This window comes from Advenella sp. FME57, assembly GCF_014897675.1.
GTDB lineage: Bacteria > Pseudomonadota > Gammaproteobacteria > Burkholderiales > Burkholderiaceae_B > Advenella.
In genome coordinates this window covers 1-17,494 of record NZ_JABUXU010000033.1, presented here as the reverse complement: position 1 = coordinate 17,494, position 17,494 = coordinate 1, and the positions used below count along the sequence as shown (strand labels likewise).

General features: G+C 50.6%; 16 protein-coding genes and 2 pseudogenes. 7 read left to right on the top strand and 11 right to left on the bottom strand.

The window, feature by feature from the left end; all coding sequences use genetic code 11:
- Positions 1–64 precede the first annotated feature (64 nt).
- A pseudogene (locus INT32_RS21495) lies at positions 65–532 on the top strand (type ISP restriction/modification enzyme); the annotation flags it as partial.
- Between the two features lie 153 nt (positions 533–685).
- Here INT32_RS21495 and INT32_RS21490 read toward each other — a convergent pair.
- The 7 genes from INT32_RS21490 to INT32_RS21460 all read right to left on the bottom strand — a co-directional run bounded on the left by INT32_RS21490 (position 686) and on the right by INT32_RS21460 (position 7,050).
- Complete coding sequence (locus INT32_RS21490) at positions 686–1,069, bottom strand: hypothetical protein (RefSeq protein WP_193090730.1); 384 nt, start codon at positions 1,067–1,069, stop codon at positions 686–688.
- A 458-nt stretch (positions 1,070–1,527) separates the two neighbouring features.
- Positions 1,528–1,788, bottom strand: a complete 261-nt coding sequence (locus INT32_RS21485; protein WP_193090729.1) for a hypothetical protein — start codon at positions 1,786–1,788, stop codon at positions 1,528–1,530.
- 37 nt (positions 1,789–1,825) lie between these two features.
- Complete coding sequence (locus INT32_RS21480) at positions 1,826–3,598, bottom strand: MobA/MobL family protein (protein WP_193090728.1); 1,773 nt, start codon at positions 3,596–3,598, stop codon at positions 1,826–1,828.
- A 167-nt stretch (positions 3,599–3,765) separates the two neighbouring features.
- Positions 3,766–4,101, bottom strand: a complete 336-nt coding sequence (locus INT32_RS21475) for a hypothetical protein (RefSeq protein WP_193090727.1) — start codon at positions 4,099–4,101, stop codon at positions 3,766–3,768.
- Entirely contained in the window at positions 4,098–5,447 is a 1,350-nt protein-coding gene (locus INT32_RS21470) for a hypothetical protein (RefSeq protein WP_193090726.1), read from the bottom strand. The genes INT32_RS21475 and INT32_RS21470 overlap by 4 nt, the downstream gene beginning before the upstream one ends.
- A 67-nt stretch (positions 5,448–5,514) precedes the next feature.
- Positions 5,515–5,760, bottom strand: coding sequence for an AlpA family transcriptional regulator (locus INT32_RS21465; RefSeq protein ID WP_193090725.1), 246 nt, complete (start codon positions 5,758–5,760; stop codon positions 5,515–5,517).
- 777 nt (positions 5,761–6,537) lie between these two features.
- Entirely contained in the window at positions 6,538–7,050 is a 513-nt protein-coding gene (locus tag INT32_RS21460; protein WP_193090724.1) for a hypothetical protein, read from the bottom strand.
- 589 nt (positions 7,051–7,639) lie between these two features.
- On the opposite strand from INT32_RS21460, the gene INT32_RS21455 reads away from it, so the two are divergent.
- The 4 genes from INT32_RS21455 (at position 7,640) to INT32_RS21440 (ending at position 13,219) form a co-directional block, all read left to right on the top strand.
- On the top strand, positions 7,640–8,095 hold the full coding sequence (locus INT32_RS21455; protein WP_193090723.1) for a hypothetical protein: 456 nt from the start codon (positions 7,640–7,642) through the stop codon (positions 8,093–8,095).
- Between the two features lie 206 nt (positions 8,096–8,301).
- Positions 8,302–9,624 carry an ABC-three component system protein gene (locus INT32_RS21450; RefSeq protein ID WP_193090722.1) on the top strand — a complete coding sequence of 441 codons (1,323 nt, stop codon included), beginning with the start codon at positions 8,302–8,304 and terminating at the stop codon, positions 9,622–9,624.
- Between the two features lie 2 nt (positions 9,625–9,626).
- Positions 9,627–10,214: an ABC-three component system middle component 1 gene (locus INT32_RS21445; protein WP_193090721.1), complete on the top strand. Its 588-nt coding sequence runs from the start codon at positions 9,627–9,629 to the stop codon at positions 10,212–10,214.
- Positions 10,211–13,219, top strand: coding sequence for an AAA family ATPase (locus INT32_RS21440; RefSeq protein WP_193090720.1), 3,009 nt, complete (start codon positions 10,211–10,213; stop codon positions 13,217–13,219). Before INT32_RS21445 ends, INT32_RS21440 begins: the two co-directional genes overlap by 4 nt.
- A gap of 436 nt (positions 13,220–13,655) precedes the next feature.
- On the opposite strand, the gene INT32_RS21435 is transcribed toward INT32_RS21440, so the two are convergent.
- Together INT32_RS21435 and INT32_RS21430 are read right to left on the bottom strand one after the other, a co-directional pair.
- Positions 13,656–14,081 carry a hypothetical protein gene (locus INT32_RS21435; protein WP_193090719.1) on the bottom strand — a complete coding sequence of 142 codons (426 nt, stop codon included), beginning with the start codon at positions 14,079–14,081 and terminating at the stop codon, positions 13,656–13,658.
- A 166-nt stretch (positions 14,082–14,247) separates the two neighbouring features.
- A complete protein-coding gene (locus INT32_RS21430; protein ID WP_193090731.1) occupies positions 14,248–14,424 on the bottom strand; it encodes a hypothetical protein in 177 nt (58 codons plus the stop codon).
- Between INT32_RS21430 and INT32_RS21425 the strand changes: the two are divergent.
- Positions 14,362–14,852: pseudogene (locus tag INT32_RS21425) on the top strand (transposase); the annotation flags it as partial. The gene INT32_RS21430 and the pseudogene INT32_RS21425 overlap by 63 nt on opposite strands.
- Before the next feature lie 199 nt (positions 14,853–15,051).
- On the opposite strand, the gene INT32_RS21415 reads toward INT32_RS21425, so the two are convergent.
- Both INT32_RS21415 and INT32_RS21410 read right to left on the bottom strand, forming a co-directional pair.
- The gene (locus INT32_RS21415) at positions 15,052–16,302 is read right to left on the bottom strand and encodes a hypothetical protein (protein WP_193090716.1); all 1,251 of its coding nucleotides are present in this window, start codon (positions 16,300–16,302) and stop codon (positions 15,052–15,054) included.
- A 185-nt stretch (positions 16,303–16,487) separates the two neighbouring features.
- The gene (locus INT32_RS21410; protein WP_193090715.1) at positions 16,488–16,886 is read right to left on the bottom strand and encodes a hypothetical protein; all 399 of its coding nucleotides are present in this window, start codon (positions 16,884–16,886) and stop codon (positions 16,488–16,490) included.
- Between the two features lie 247 nt (positions 16,887–17,133).
- On the opposite strand from INT32_RS21410, the gene INT32_RS21405 reads away from it, so the two are divergent.
- Entirely contained in the window at positions 17,134–17,358 is a 225-nt protein-coding gene (locus tag INT32_RS21405; RefSeq protein ID WP_193090714.1) for a hypothetical protein, read from the top strand.
- Positions 17,359–17,494 lie beyond the last annotated feature (136 nt).

The following is a 17,494-nucleotide window of genomic DNA, read 5'->3' as shown; positions in this document are numbered from 1 at the left end:
TTTAGCTTAAAAGAAATTCTACGAGTAATCTGTATTATTTTACGGGGTAGTTACAGAGCTACCTCGCATCCCGTGCGTCAAAACCGCTACCGTCTTCTGGGGTCTCAGTCAGGCAGGTCGCGATCTGGCCGATTTGCATCTGAACTACGAGTCCATAGCGATGTACCCGGCAACAGTAACGGGTGGCGGCCAAAACCCCGACGACTACCGTGCACTGAAGATGAAATATGGGAAAAGAGGCAAAGATAAGGATTTGACGACACTGCATTACAACAACAAAATTACAGTCACAGGTATTCCGCTTGAAGCCTATGAGTATGTCGTCAATGGCAAACCGGCGCTCGATTGGGTTGTGGAGCGCCAGTGTGTCAGTACCCATAAAGACAGCGGTATCGTAAATGACGCCAATGATTGGGCTATTGAAACCATGGGCAATCCTAAATACCCACTTGAGTTGTTTCTACGTGTCATTACCGTCAGTCTGGAGACGATGAAAATCGTGAGAAACTTACCGAAATTAGATATTGACTAAATAAGACTTTTGCTAATGGATACCGGACCGGCAACGCCGGCTGCTTCTGCCGTGGGAACCGCCCATAGGGTGGGGCTGGCAAGCCCGGGGGGTCGAGGGTGCTCGGACAGGGGGGCAGCGCCCCCGCACCCTGTACGCAAGAAGGCGGGCCCTTTACTGACGCTGATGCCGCCCACGGCGCATAGAAAGTCCTACGCGGCTGGCATTTCTGATCCGAGGGGTGATGCTGGGTAGACGCATACGCCGCTGGGCCGATGCCAGTTGCCGGATGAAAAGTGCATCAAACGCCGCTGCACGCTTGCGCCGGAAATGGTGGTGGTCGTCGTCTTGCAATCTCATTGCGTGCCAGATCATCCATAAGTTTTCGTCCAGCTCGTGCAGGCCCATTATTTCCAGCGGCTTCAGTACTGCTCGCCGCCCTCGGCAGTAGATGTAAAGTTCGGTTAAGTAATTTAATGCAGCGCTTTTTTGGGCGCTCGTGGCTTTGCTGCCGAGTACGACGAGTGCAGAAAGTGGTGAATCAATGATCATGGTCATAATTCAATAACCTTTAGAAGACCTGCGATGTTGGCGGCATGGCCGCTTTCCTGGATGCGTGCGCCCGTCGGGCGCTATTTGGCATTTACCAATATTGCCAATGGGTCAAAGTCCCACGGGTCCTGATCATCAGGAGTTGGCATGTGGATAGGAGCTGGCGCGGGAGCTGGCGCGGGAGCTGGCGCTGGTACCGGACCAGATGCGGTTGAACGCACAAGGGAATCGTCAGGTAGGACAAATTGTTCGTACTTCCATAGATAGCGCTTTTCTCTTTTTGCCCGAGCTATTTTAGCTCCCATATATGCTCGGCCCTCCGGGGTTCGTAGCCATAGATTGCGCTGATAGGGTGTTGTATTTTCCGGTGGGGTGGAAATCGGTGGCGGGGTGTATTGCTGGGGCATAGTTTTTATCCTGTATATCGCGCAGGGCAAGCCTGCGCGCCGATTTGATGGTTTAGCTTAGCTGGCAGTGCCGCCTGACAAGATGTTGATGACCCCGTGCAATTCCGTCTCGGCGGCAAGATGGTCAACGCATCGGGCAACCTCAAAATGACGATCATCGTCGAGTCCGATAAAGACGGAATTGTCGTTTGTGTAAATGGTGGAAATCTGCGATACGTTTTGCCAACTATCGTAGTCTTCAACTGTGGTTTCTGAACATCGCCACGCCCGGATGAATGGGCCATGCAGGGTGGATTTTTTTTCGGGTTTGGAAATCATACAAAGTCCTCGAAAGATTGATTGGGGTTGGTAATGGTTAACCGCGAGGGCGAGGGCCTGGACGGTACTGATGTGTTTGGCCTGCTGGGGAATGGGCAGCAGGTCGTGCATCGCCGATACCTTTGATTCCAGCCATCGGGGATAATTTAGACGCTGCACCCCCGCTGGCTTGGTCTATCTTTACTGCAGCCTGGGTGGCCCTAGCGGCGACTTCTACCGCCGAGGCTACCGGTGCAGCGCCGGGTATAAATTTTGCGGCTGAGGCCGCTGTGGCGACAATGCCTGCCGCTTTTGCAAGTTGTTCCCCATCTGACTGATCGGGTTGATGGATTGCTTTCATTTGTTCGCTCTCAAGGTGGTGGAAATTCTGTTGGGGGCTGGCTGCATCGCCTGCGGCGGGTACGACCGGAGGGGATGACTGAACGGCCTGCGTCTTTAGGCGGTCGGCCTCTTGATGAATGGCGGCGATGGCGTTGGGTAATAGGTCTTTAGTTGTGCCGGGCGTGATATTCAACCCGGCATCGAGGACGCACTGGGAGTATTTTTCAAATTCAGGGCCAGTTTTGGCAGGGTATCGGTGATAGGCTGGTGATTCGGCCCAGCCGAACCGGCGTTTGAGGTCTCCGATACTTGCGCCCACCTGCTTTCCTGCGATTTTGGGGCCGCCGACAATCTGGTACTGAACGCCGCTCACAGGTGTTGTTTTATTGCCGTTCATCCGAACCCAGTGAATGTTCAGACCAAGATCCCGGGCCAGCATCCTGAACTGCTCAGGATCAGTGATACCGGCTTTGTTGGATTGATCCAGAATACGATTTAGTAATGTTCGAGTAATGAATTCTGGCCCAGCCTCGGACGTGTCAATATCGTGGTTATGGGCGATGGCGGCAGCTCGTTTTGGGTCATTAGGGCGAACGCTCCATTCAGCCGTATTGGGACCTTCGTGGCGCGTAGGATCACGACCAAAGTTGTCGTCGACAAATTGGGTATCGCCGCGTTTGGAGGCCTCTTGAAGTTGCTGAGACAGCCTCAAATGACCATGTCGCCATCGTTCAGATTGTTGATAATCTAGCCCGGCATCAAACATTGAGTCGGCGATTATGTTGGCAATGTTCATTCGAAGATTTTTCAAATCATTATGATTCGTTGGGTTTAATCCAGCTTCTTTTCGAACATTTGGCCGTTGCTCAAACACAATCTTCTCGCCCAGCCTAAAACCGCCTTTGCCGTCATCATGAACGTTCCGAAGGGGATGCGATAGATGGAGGTGATAATTGCGATTCCCACTATCTGGAAGGTGTGCGGCACAGTAGACCGGCACTCCTAACGTTTTTTGATAATGGTCGGCCAGATTTCGAACCAATTCGTGACGTTGGGATTTGGTCAAATCGGCTGGTAGCGCGATCGTATCATGGCCCATGATCCTGGCTTTCAAGTTGGCTTTTCGGCCTAATGCACCCTCACTGGTAAAGGCCATTTGAATAGGATCAAGGGCTGATTCTGGTATTCCATCGGGTCCGCACACATAAACAAAATCCAAGTCGTTTCGTTCACCTTCTGGGCGATCTAATCGAAAATCATATTTGAGTTTCACAACCGCAGACGATGGTGCACGGTGCGCCTTGGCTCGATTGGAATATTTTTTATTGAAATGGAATCGGGAGGCTGTTTTAGGAGCACGGGGGCCTCGCTGGCGATTGTCCGATGCCGCCAGCTTTCGAGTGCTCCGATCAGCTTGGCGACCAGCGCGGTCCATTTCGCGACGGCGCGCCAGCTCGGCTGCTCGATCAACGAATGAATCGGATACCATGGTCGGAGCCTTAAAGGGGAACCGACGACGAAGTCGTTGGGGCGAAGCCCATCGCGAAGGCGATGTTAAGCTGGATTGGGCGCAGCACCCAACGAACATGACTCATCCTTTGGATGAGGCTATGTGCGCCCTCTGGGAGCCCCTCACTCGCCGGTGCGGCTCCCATGCTAAGAAACATGGTTTGCCTGAGATTGTTGCTGTGCGGTCAGAATGATCGCTCGCAACTCTGTAAAAAGCTCGGCCAGTAGCTCCGCATCCTGATCGCGCACCGGGTTTGCCTGAATGTGCGCGAGGAAAGCACGCGCGGCTCGCGGATCTTTACGTAGCCAGCCCAGAGCTAACGCGCCAGTAACTATCTTGACGCGAGTGTCGACCTGACGCTGGCGCGCCTGGGCCCGAGCAAGCATTTCGCGGGCTGCGGCGATCTGTTCGTTTGGATTTTTTCTTGCCATCTTTTTCTCAAATATTGAAATAATGCGCAAATCGTAATCAGCATTTTTCAAAACAGCAAACTGGCGACGAAAGACGACAATAGGTGTGGTGGCCCCCGGGCAAGTGGGTTTGCAAAACGCGGTCGATTAACTCCGCGCCACAAACTTACCAACAGGCTGCACCTCTTATTAAGGCAGCCTTGGTAAATCTTTATACGGATAAATTCCGCACTTGCATTTTTTGCGGATACCTCCTTTTCGATCTCTGATTCAGACTCTGGTAATTTTGACTCTGTTTGTTCTTCGTTATCGGTTCCATGGAGCGCACCAAATTTTGAATATACACGTCCCTCGATCAATCGAGGCATCGTTGATCCCAGGCCCTTAAGCTGGTAACTCACGCACCGCGCTAGATGGTCAGTGCAAGTAATGGTATCCGCGACTATTGGGATCGGCTTATGGTTGGAACCTCTGGGCGGAAGCGGGAACCCGTTGCAGGGAAAAACCGGACGTTGGGAAAAGCCAAATCCTGCAATAACTTTGAAACTCCAGCCTGAGTATGTCTCGGTCAAGTATGCTTTTTTTAGTTTGTTTTCAAACTTATTGATATGAGTCTGATTTTTGAACGCGATTATCAAGTTCAGATGCAGCGTGCCGTCTTTGTGTTGTTCTACTCGCCAGACCCCGGCGATGATTTTTTTTATGTTTCGACTTGGTAATGCAGAATTAATTATTTTTAGCAAAACTTTCTTGGATACCTTAGCATCTGGCGCACCGGCCAGCCCGAACTCATGACGAGCCATAGAGTGATAACCAGAGGGTAGAACTAGTGTGTACACCCTGATTGTCCATCCTTCATCTCGCAGCGAATCCAGTCCTTTCACCTGCGCGCAAAGATCCACATGCCTGCGAATTGAATTGATTTTGTTCGATTTGGAAATATTATATTTCTGGTGGCCGGGCTCCTGCCGACGATTGAGCTTAGCTGAAATGTTGTTATCTTCGAAATTCCGAGCACGTGATGACAATCGCTCAGCCTGTCCGACTATCGAATTCCGATGGTCGGGCCTCAGTCCGAGCTCGTTGCAAACTGCCAGCACAGCACGTGCATGGTCGAGATGATGGCTATGAGCATTGGAATGCTTGGAATTGTGTTGTGATTGACGATACGCCTTGGCGATTTGATCAGGCCGAGATTCTAGTTTTAAGCTAGGGTCTGTGTTGTTCCTGCACCAGCGCAGCGTTATCCGTAGCCGCCGCTCAACTCTGTTCGGACCGCCGCCTAGTTCCTGGAGACTTGACTGCACGATGCTCAATGCGCGAGCCAGTACCGCCCGGCCAAGTCGACGGGATAATAGTTCGCGAAAACAATTGAATTCAATTTCGCGATTTGATAAAATTGAGGCCTTGATACCCATTAGTAAATCACGACGCCAATCGTGATAAAGCCCGCCATATGAGAATGGCGGGCTTTTTAATTACCGATTAGGATCGAACGATGACGCGATCAAATTTGGCTTCGGGTGCGTTCTGGTCTAACCAGTCCTTCAAAACTGGGAGGCGGAAATAATTTCTTCCGCTGATTTTTGCTGGCTTCGGAAATTTACCATCACTGATCCATTGATAGAGAGTGGCGCGGTGGATACCCACTTTCTTGGCGGCCTGGGAGAGCGTTAGCAGACCGTCGTCAGCAAGCGATTTGAGGGGTGATTCGATTTCAACTACATTCATTGTGGAAAGCTCCGATTCGGATATTTTTGGAGCGCTGCCGATTATCACGGTAACGCCCCGGATTGAAGTTATTAAGAAGGGTGCTGCTGTGCCGTCCTGGAATAAAAGGGGAGCCACCCCAGACCACAAGGTCTACCAGCGTCGAGTCAGTCTGAGCAGCAAGGCAAGAGGAGCTATTCAAAAGCTATGTACACGCATAGCCTTGCCTTGTCGTGGTACGGATCCACAATCTACCCGCGGTTGATTACCGGGTCTTCCCTTCTTCTGACTTCTCTGCCGATTCCACCAATCGATTCAATGAGGTTCAGGGGACATAAATACTATGACATATTGGCCATAGTGATTTCAAGGCATCTAAGTATCATTAATGGCGACGATACTAATAATTTTTTCTATCGCAACAATAGCTTTTATAAATAATGATTTGAATTGATTTTGTATTGTTGCAATATCGCGACGATAAAGAAAATATTTGTTAAACGCACCCCAATCGGTCCCCTAGCATTGTTGAAGTTACAGAGAATGTTTATTCATGCGGGATACAAGATGGTTTTCGATGCAGGCCCCGGGCACCACAATAAAACCAAGTACTTACACTGATTTCAGCATATCTCCACTCATAATGAATAGCCGTCTATCGGTGTTACTTCCATTAAAGCTTGTTCTTTGCAAAAGGAAGTTTAATGAATACCGCTTGTTCCCCGTTTATGATGAAGAGCCGGCAGCCGAAGCAGTGATAGCAGCGAGTCTTTCTCCTCCACAAACAGTGGATAGCAGCTATTGTGAGACTTGTGCAAGCAGGCGCGTGATGTGATCGAAGGCTGCGAACTTGGCTTGATCAAGCGTCGGATAATTGCGGCGCGCGTGCTGTAGGGTTGAACCGTCAAGCGCCGCAATAGTAGCGCCATAGCCGCTGCCGCGTTGATAAACCGTGACGCGGAATTCGTCAGCCTTGATTGTCGGATTACCCTTGGTGGAGACCTTCCACGTGCGGCTGAGCCAACGCGCACGCTTCGCGGTGCGGCTGCGCATTGATGCTTCACGGTGTCGCGCTGCCATCAGGCTGCCTTCCATGTGACCGGCACAGACACAGCCGACAGCTAACGCATCGGGATATTCAGGATGCTCCATGTGATGCACATAGCGAATCGTCTGTGATTCGCACATCTCGCACTCTTGCTGAGGCGCACCAAGGTCTTCAACGTCGACGCAATGCCATCCCTTGTGAGGCACGCTCGGCACCGACCACTTCCCCCGCCGATGCGCAACAAGCTCTTCTTCACTTAACATCTTACCTCCGTGGCTTCGCCGTTTGCTCAGTTTCGGACTCCGCTCTACTCCGCCGGTTTCAGTTCTCGCAGAGCGGTCAGCTGGCAAAGTTGCGCGCGATAATAATTTCTGCGCATACCGAGCAGTAGTGGTCCCAGCTTCGCCCATTCCGCACCTTTAGACGGGCTTCTCCCGGGGAGATGCGATGATTAGCGTTGACCTGGCAATTGTGCATTATTGAATTTAAAGTTACATTATCACATAGTATGTTACTATTCCAGAGCATTTTGGAGAGCTCAAATTTGTTGCGAGCAGACGTCACAAGGGTTCTGAGACGCGACGAACCGAAACGAGGCCCAAATCCTCACGACCGCTTCGGATCGAACCTGTGCGAAAAGCTGCTCAGCCTGTTGAACTCAAACTTTGGACGTCTGGAGTAACGTGTGTTTAACAAGATCCCAAACTCGGTCATCGGTGCAGTCGCTTCTGTAAATGGCACCTACTACTACAGTCATTCCACGCTTAACTCGCTCTTCATGGAAAGCGGAGCACCTGGTTATGCTTGTGGAGACAGAACCCAGAAATGCAGGGTTCGATTGGAGGGATTCGAATGATCAGACGGTTCCGGCTTGAGCAAAAAAGCCGCTACGAAAAGCTGGTAATTGCTCAGCGTTTGTCGGACATGCTAGATAAATTCCTGGATGGGCGCCCTGCCCCTTTAGGCATTGGCGCCGAGCAAGGTGGTATTGCTGGATGGGACGATGTGGTCATCTATCACAGCGATGACCACTGGGAGCACCTGCAAATCAAGCGGCAAACCAGCAGCTTCTGTGAAAAGCATCTCGACAAAGCGGCCTATTTAGCCTCCTACAAACCCCGTAATAAAGAGCAAGTCGCCAGAACCGCAAAAGCCAACAAAACCTCTGGAGCCGCGACCGCCGAAGAGGATCCTAAGGCTCCATCTGGCGGGAAATTCGACTCCGAGCTCGATAAGGTCTTGAAGAGTCTGGCAGCCTGCCCCCCCCCGGAATCGGCGAAAAACCGTCCAAGCGCACCTTTTCGCTGACCCTGCCCGGGCCTGAGATTCAGATCAAAGGCAAGGACAAGGAGATAATCAAGATCACCCATCTGCGTGAGGTCTGGGATCTCTGTCGTAAGGACGGCGTAGATATCACCGATCTTTCCAAGCGCGATGATAAGTCCACTCAGAATGTCTACACGTGGCTCACAACGTGGTGCGGGTTCAAAGACTGGACTCATGTCGTCGAAAAGATGCGGATTCTGGAAATCAACTGCGTTGGTGATGAAAGTACGCTAGTAGCCGGAGCGCGTATTTCGCTCGACAGGCATTTCAGCGACTCAGCCATGACATTGAGTGTGCTGCTGGACTACATCGGAGACAGCACGACTGACACTAACGCGGTGAGTTGTCATACTGCGGCTAAGCACCTTCAGAAGCTGCTTCGACCAGGTGTTCAAACCTGGACGCAGTACCTGGTAAACCCTATACCCGGGCTAGGTTGGACAGTCGCCGGCACGCACGACCTCGGCAATGCACCGACCATTCTCCCTCACAATCCTGCCGCGCAAATCGTCAACCATTACTGGGCCGAGACAGTTCCGAACAGAAAGTTTCGACTGCATGCTGAGTACGTTCGCCCCACCAAGGCGCTCTCCCTGCCCTCCGCAATTCTTCGGTTGGCGCTGCATCTGAAACAGGGCAGCGAATCCCTGCTTCTTGGAGAGCACGCGTGGCGCCAAGGCGCACACAATGAATTGCGAAGCACGCTTGGGGACACTGAGCGGGATCTTGAAAATCTCCACTGGTTTGATAACTCCGAGGCTCTTTTATGTGCCAAGGGACGCGAGCTCTCCTCACCTTCTGGCACCAAAGTCGAGTCCGATGATCTTCACAGCGCGATGAATGATGTTGTGTGGCAACAGCTTCAGGTTTGCGTCGGAAAAAAGCTTAACTGCATCAACGACCATGATCTATCGGTTGCCATGGCAGAAAAGTGGCTGATCTGGCGAGCTGAGCTAGACAAAGATCCAGACGCCCGCCTGCGTCTTTTAGAGCAGATGATGTACCCCCAAACCGAAGGCATTAATGCCAAGCATGCTCTGCGTATTGGGCCCCGCACTGTGGAACTGATGGAAGCCGCAATCATTATGCTGCTACTCGCATGTGTGGGCCTTGGCGGCACCCATTGGCGTTCAATCGAACCGATTGGTGATGTGCTGAACATCGCCCTGCGCCACTGGTCCGGCGAACCAGCAGACACAGATGGGCCTCGCCTCTTAAGTGATGGCAATCTCCGCAAGCTGCTGGGCCAGTCTCCACCACCTGTAGTCATACTTTCAGGCGTAGAGGAATCTGCGACTGAGTTGCTGCAGGCAGGTATGGCTGAGGATTTGGAAGCCGGCCACAGCATGGCAGCCGAGCGCCAACCACGCCTGCTTGTCACCCGATCCCAAGTTTATAAGCAGCTACGAACAGGCACTCTGGACAAGCTGCAAGCATATTTTCAAAAGTGCTGGAACGCCTGGCATCAGGCACGCGAAGCGGCAATCGAAGCTTGTGAAAAAGGATACTGATCATGATGACATTGCAACAATTGGCCCAGGCGATAAGCCAGCGTTCCGAAGGTCGATATGTGGTACAACTGGCGGATGAGATGGGGCTTCCAGAGGTTGATCACGCCTCACTAATCCTGCGACTCAAACGTGCTCACATAGAGAGAGCCGGCTGGCGAACTGTTCTGTTGATCGAACTTCCATCGCATTCGGCCAAAGCAACTCATCAGTGGGCCGCTAGTGTTCGTGACGTCTTACCGGAACCGGAAACGTCCGACTTGTTCATGTTCATCATTCTGAAAGAAGGCACTCATGATGAGGCCATTCGCATTGAAACGGATGATCGATTCTGTCGAAAAGTTGTAGCTAGGCAGCAAGAAACGCCGATGGAGTTCCTCGACCGCACATTCCTCGCGGCGCTTGACCCACCAGGAAATGCTGAAACGCTAAGTGAACCGCTGGTCGCGGCGTTACAAGCGCTCTCCTCCGCTCAATCGTGGACAAAAAGCCATATTAACTTCTGGAAGACGGAGCTGCTGTCGAATACCAACGGAGCCGATATTGCGCGATCGCTGCGCGCGTCGATGACTGGCAGCGAGGATCAGCAATGAGCAAGTTGAATTCCATAATGCTATCGAATCTGCGCAAATTCGGGCCTGGTGTCGAGATCGAGCTAAGTCCAGGCGCAACTATAATCCTCGCGCCCAATGGCACGGGTAAAACTACCTTGTTTGAGGCCATCGAATTTGGCCTCACTGGTAAAATTGCCCGCCTTCACAACGACATTAATAATGTCATTCGGGATGACGAGGCATTCGCCCAGGTTAGTTTGAATTTCGCTGATTTTAGCGCGACATCCAAAGTCAATGCGGCTGGCGAAGTTACTCAGGAAGGAGATCTGACTGCCCTTTTCCCAGGTGTCCCTAAGAGCGACCTGCCATTTCTCCTGCGGCTAACACATCTGTTAGATCAAAGAGAGAATGAATGGATCGTCAAGGCTGACGATAAGGAAGCCGGTTCCCACTTGGCGAAACTTCCTATCGGGCGTGAGGGCTCCCGGGCTGGGGCTACTCTTCCCTCGGTGCGACGGTCTTTGACCGAGCAGAAAAGCCGTGAACAGCAGGGGTTGATTGAACTTGAGAGAGAACTGCAAGAGTGGAATCGTCTTGTCCAAGAACGCGATATCGCTGTAGCCGGCGCGATTGGTGCCTTGCGTCCCCAGGAACACCTTGCCAAGACCATCACAGAGGCAGCTGTCCAGACGCAGAGTCTTGAACAACTCCCTACCGGACTACTATCCGACCCCGTGAATCAGGACACGCTGGCGCTCGCCCATTCCGCGCTGGTGGACCTCTTACGTATTAAAGTCGGGCATGTGCAAGCGCTTATCGTAGGTATGGCCGAAGCAAACGGCCTCGTCGAAAGCTTCAGTGCCCTACGGTCTCGGGTTGAGACGCTCAACACCCAACTGGCTTTTGCCAACGAAACGCTCGACAGTCACTCGAAGATCCGAACGGAAAGCGCGACGCTGCTCCAAGAGCACGAGGCCAATGTCCAGCTCGCTCAACAGGGGCGTGTCAGCGTTGGGCAAGCGCTTGAGCGACTGGTCAATGAAGCTAGTGCAAGGCAGCAAGTCGCTCATCGTCACCAGGCGTTGGCCGAGGCTGCGACCGCTGTCAGGAGCGCCGAAGAACAATGTGCAGCATTACGGGATAAGCATGAGCGCAACCTAAAAATCCGGAATCAGCACACTCAGCTCGACAATCAGCTTCAATCCCTCGATCAGACCAAGAAACAGCTGCTCGAAGGTCAGCGGGTGCTCATCGAGTGGGAAGCCGCCGAAGAGCGGTTGAAGGAGAACCGTACAGAGTCAGATCTTCTCGGAGAGGTTCTCGCCCATTTGAACGCTGAGTTGGTTGAAAAGCGTGCTGCCCAGGAAGCGTGCAAAGCTGCCGAGAACGAGATCAGAGTTCATTATCAGGCATTAGGCTCTTCTGCAGATGCAATTCGTCAAGCGGTGGCCTCGATCGCCGAATACCTACCGTCAGATGAAAAAAGCTGCCCGCTGTGTTTGTATCCTCATGGTGCAGCGGAGTTGCAGGAGCGCGTAGCCAAGGCTTTGCAGGCGATAAACCCAAGCCTGACCTCGGCCGATCAGCAATTGAAAGCCGCTGTAGATGCTTCGGCTGCGATCGACGCTAAAGTGGCTTCCGCGCACGAAGCTGTGAGGGATTGCCAGACTAAGCTTGCGACGTTAGACGATATTCGCCGAGCCTTGGAGCGGAAAATAGTTCAGTATCGCCTCGACCCAGTTTTGACCAGCGATTCAGTACCATCTGCTAAAGAGTCGCTCAAGGTGCAGCTGAATGGGATTTCAGAAAATCACAAAAACCTGACAGATCGGCGCTCCGGTCTAGAGCCATTGGTCGCTCAGGAAGCCTTCGAGCAGGCCCAGCACGCCTTCGATATTGCTGTTACCGTACTCGATCAGGCACGCGTTCAGCACAGCGAGGCGCTCACTCGACTCGATCAAGCGGTCACCACGTTATCTGCCCGTACGACGGACGCACCCGTTGCGCGAACACTCGAAGAGCTGACCTTAGAAAAAAAACAACTAGACGATCGAATTAGTATGCTTAACGGGCAAGTGGATACTGTCCAGTCGGCGCTAGATGCGCAACAACGCCAGCTGCAAGAGCAGGGCAACGCAGTGAGAATCACTGAAGAGGCGATCAGGCACGCCGAATCCCAGCTCGCGTCGCTCCGCGCCAGTTGGCACAAGCTCGGGCTGGAGGGCGACCCCCTCTCAGAAGCCGCTCAAGCCCGCGCCAGCACACTGCGTTCGGCGTTAGCTGGACTGGAGAGCAATCTGCGGGGGCTTGAAAATCTGGGGGTTGAGATATCGGCTTGGGCCAAGGTGAAAGAATCGCAGCTGGTGCAACGACTCATCGATGCGCAGCGCCTGGATCGCACAGAAGAGAGTTTCTTCGCAGACCTCAACGAACAAATCACGATTGCCGCTATACAGCTGGCCGATTTAACCAAACTCTCGGAAGCCATGGACGCCCTGGATGTTTTTTTGAAGAAGGAAATCGGTAACGTTCAGAAACACGTCCTAAAGGTTATACCCCGCTGGCAGGCACTGCTCAAGCGGGTCGTGCGTGAAACGAGGTTCCACGAAGCAAGCCTCAACTTCTTCACCCACTACAACAGAGAAAGGGCCGAAGTCCTTGTACCACTGGGCAATAAATCGGCCCCGGTACCCGCCGTTGCAAGCGAGGCACAGCTGACTGACCTCCAGCTGACCTTCCTGCTTTCAATGGCCATGAGCCACCAATGGTCGCCTTGGAAAGCGCTGCTGCTCGACGATCCGACACAACATCATGATCTGGTGCACGCATCCGCAGTTTTCGATTTGCTGCGTGACTATATTGTCGACCACGGCTTTCAGATTGTGATCGCTACCCATGACGTCCTGCAAGCGCGTTACTTTTTGCGCAAGCTTCAAAACGATGGGATAGACGCGAAAATCTGTACACTCGTGCCAACTGCGCATGGCGTTACCGCAAAGGAGGGGTCCTGGAGACAGTACACACGAGATAAGGCTAACAACTGAGCCACAGATGAGTTGGCCAACATTTCCTGCACAAGCTAATGCTGGCGAGATACGGTAATTATCGCACTCCGCATATGTCCGCTATGTAGAAGCGTGTTGCCGTCCACGATTCGTCGATGGCTGGCAACTACCGATGCGGAACGGCCATCCAGATTTTTCTGTCAAACTTCCGCTCCGGGTCGAAAGCGGCCGACGCGGAATGCGAAACGGTACAGATCAAACGATATGACTTGCCCCCAGGGAAAAAGCGCTCCCCGCTTTCCACCGGCGATAAAAACCCAAAATGGGCATGATATAACTCGGTATTGGCATAGAGACACCATTCCCCGTCGGAGCTGATCCGAATCCCTATTCCCGGGTACCAAACCGCTGCACCAGACTGTACTTTGTCTCTCAGTGAGAAAATATAGACCGCATAGTTTTGGGACAAGTACAATTAAATTAATTCTGCAAGATTGATATCATCATCAACCCAGCTCGGCTTATAGTTCACATCAATAACACGGCCATTTTTTTTGACCAGTTTTCGCTCCGCCCTCTTAGAAGGAACTTGTTCCTTCGTTTTTTCGATAAAGCCCTTTCGCTGATCACTAAATTCTGTTGCTTCAAAGAGGACCTTATTTTCAGGTTTATCCTTCTCTTCGGAGGCCAGAGAAGTTGAACGCATACGCACTTTCAGAAATGAAATCAATGCCGTTTTACTTACCCTAATTTCATTGACGGCTAAGTACTCAATGATCTGAGGAATGCTATAGCCAGCATTTTTGAGTTCGATAATCTCAGCTCGAAGTGGCTCCAAAATGGAAATATTTTTTCGCGGAGGATGATTTTTCATAAACTCAGAGGCGGATATTTTAAACATAAATGGACCGATCAAATTCTATTTTCAAAATAGCCTAGTTCTATTTATCACTATTCTAAAACTAATCAATAAATATTTAAATTTAACTAGACCTATATTTGTACTATATATGTACTAGTTTACTTTTACAACACCCCCTACAAACGAAGCAGGCACCCTTTAATGACTACATGCGGGCAGCGCGATGGTCAATGATCTCCAGCAAATCCGAATGCGTCTTGCTGTCGATAGACCCCATCCCCCGGTCATCCAGTACTAGCACGTCGGTCTTCGGTGCTGGGTGCGTTTGCTGCCACTGGTTGATGCGCAGCGCCAAGTGATTCTCAGCGAGCCAGCGTTGCATGTAGACGAGACACCCGTGCAGGTACTGCAACCCAGCAACAACAAGACGCATCGCGCTTATCTGTGGGCCTATACCCCGGGCGCGTTCCAGGACATTAAGGCAGTGATCTATGATTTTACCGAAGTTCGCGCGGGCGCTCATGCTCGGGCCTTCCGGAAGGAATGGCGCGGTGAACTCGTATGTGATGATTACGGAGGTTGCCGATCGATAATAACTGGATTGAGAATCAGATCTGCCCCATCGCCCTGGGTCGCAAGAACAGGCTGTTTGCCGGTTCGCAACGAGCCGGCCACAGAGTCGCGGCCGCTATGAGCCTGAACCAGTCCGCCAAACGAATGGGCGTGATCCGTATGCTATCTAAAGACGTCCTAACACGCCTGCCCTCTCATCCGAACAATCGGATCGAAGAACTGTTGCCGCAAAACTGGACCTGTTGCACGTGCAAAGATAATGGTCGTTTACGCGGCCATGTCAATGTGTGTTCCCGAACGCTTACCTTTTATTGCACAGTTTTAATAGTGTAATTCAGATTGGAAATAACGTATATTCTTTGTGCAAGGGGTTTGTCTCTGCCTGAAAAGGTGTCGACGGCGCGCCAAGTGAAAAATCCGCCTGAGTTACGGGTTGCTACTCATCAAAATCGTCATATGACGGAATAGATCCATATAGACCATTATCTCTTGCGCTGTAGCCCATTCCTCTGCTTTTATCCAGTGGATCGCTTCGTCCGATCGACGCATGATCGCCGGTGCCATTTGAACTGGATTGTTCAGCATTTTTGAAATGACCATGGGGAATGTTAAGACTTCCTACCGCAGCCGGCCGGTGCGACAGCTTAATGTTAGAGATCTTAGGTTCCGCGGCACCATAGACCTTCTTGAACCCCGTTCCATCACATTCTGGACAGTGATCTAACTCACCACCGCGGCATCGCTCACACAAAATTACGCGAAACGTACCGCGCACCTCTTTTTCCATCAGTGCCTTGTCAATGGAATTTTGACCGACGACTGGCTGTCTGACTTTCTGAGGCTTTTTAACTCTTTTGAATGTGGCTTTTGCCTCTGTTTCATTTTCGGCATTGGCACCTTTTTCAACGTCCTCCTTCCTCTCGAGCCCAGAGATGTTGCAAACAACATTAATTTTTTTCTTTTTATGTGCTTTTTTGCTTGGAGATTGACCGTCAAGCCTCACAAGAGAAGGTTTTCTGGCCCAGATTTCAATTAATCCATCTTTGACAAAAGGATCCATCGATGCTTCCATGTGCCAATCGATCAAGTTGTACTTGAAAAATTTCTTGCCAGCTTCCGGGAAATAAAAGTCATCTGCCGACAACCAGCATGGGATAAATTGCTCTTTTTTGTTTCCAGGAAACTTGAACCATGCGATCCGCCCCCTCTGAAAGCAATACAAAACGTTATTATCGATGTTTTTAACGAAAAATGGAGTGCCACCTTTTGAATGATTGCAGCGTTTTCGAATGTAGTCGGGATTTTGTTTCGGATCTTTAATCCCTGGGAATGCTTCTTTAATGGTTGGCATTGACCCACTAATGTGAATGCGCCCAACGTAGCTCAAGTCCGCCGAAGTGGGCTGATATTTTGATTTGAACCACTGGTTACACTCTTGCTGTTCTCCAGTTGCCGGGGGGAAATACCGACGATGCTCACCGTTATCAAGCCATTCGGGGCGGCAGGCAGCCAAGATAGGCCCAAATTGAGATTTGGGCGGTTTTGGCCCACCAGACTCGGGATTATCTTGTTTATGCTTAGGAGCTAAACGCTGTTGTGGCCTTCCTCTATCTTTCTTTGGTATCTCCAGACGGCGTGCGGCTGGCCGAAACTTCATCAACAAATCAAGCTGTTCATCAGTCAGCATAAACCGTCCGTAGTTTAGTAATTGTTTGACTCGACCATTTTTGGTTCATGTCGAGATTCATGTGTTGTCAACCTGACCATTTCCATTCTACTGTTGCTTACTGTTAAAAATGGGGGGTTACCGCAGCACTCCAATCACAGACGGTCAAGTGAAAAAAAAACCGCATATTTTTTAGAAAAGTACAATTAAATCAATTCCGCTAGATTGATATCATCGTCAATCCAGCTCGGCTTAGAGTTCACGTCAATAACCCGGTCAATTTTTTTGACCAGTTTTCGCTTATTCATCTCAGAAGGAACTTGTTCTTTCGTTTTTTCACAACAGCTCGTTCGCCGATCACTCACTACTGATACTTCAAAACCGACCATGCTTGCAGGTTTATTCTCATATTCAAGGGTCGGAGAAGATGATCTCATACGCACTTGTAGAAACGAAATCAATGCCGTTTTGCTTACTCTAATATCATTGACGGCTAAAACTTCTATGATCTGAGGAACGCTATAACCAGCATTTTTTAACTCGATAATATCCTCCCGAAGTAGCTCCAAAATGGATAAATTTTTTCGAGCGGGATGATTTTTCATAAACTCAGCCGCAGATGTCTTAATTATAAATGCACCGATAAAATTCTATTTTCAAATCTGTCTAGTTCTATTTATTACTATTAATACACTACTCTAAAACCAATAAATAAATATATAAACCAACTATCCCTATATTTGTACTATATTTGTACTATATTTGTACTTGATTACTTTTACAACGACACCCTGCCGATGAACGAAGTAGACACTCATTAAAGACTACATGCAGGATAGGGATTTTGCGTAAATGCAAGTCGTCCCGTGTTTTTCGAAGGCGAAAAAAAGGCCTGGACTGGCAAATACTTCATTTACTTCCGATGGGGCAGCAGCCGAGCACTTGGCGGCACTTACTCCTTTATTCCCTAATTTGATGACCCTGGAATTTAACCAAAAAACAAAAGTCGGCTCGCTGCCTATTGGCAAGGATCGCTACTCTATAAGTTTTATATCTTTTGGTGTCGCAAATCAATGAAGAGAGGGGGTGGCTTTTCTGAGACAAAATGCAAATAATTGTTGCGTGTCTATAGTTGGCTATATATTGAATCGGCCAGGATTTACTAGACACTTTTAAGCCTCATAATACTCACAGATGGAGATTATTATGAGCA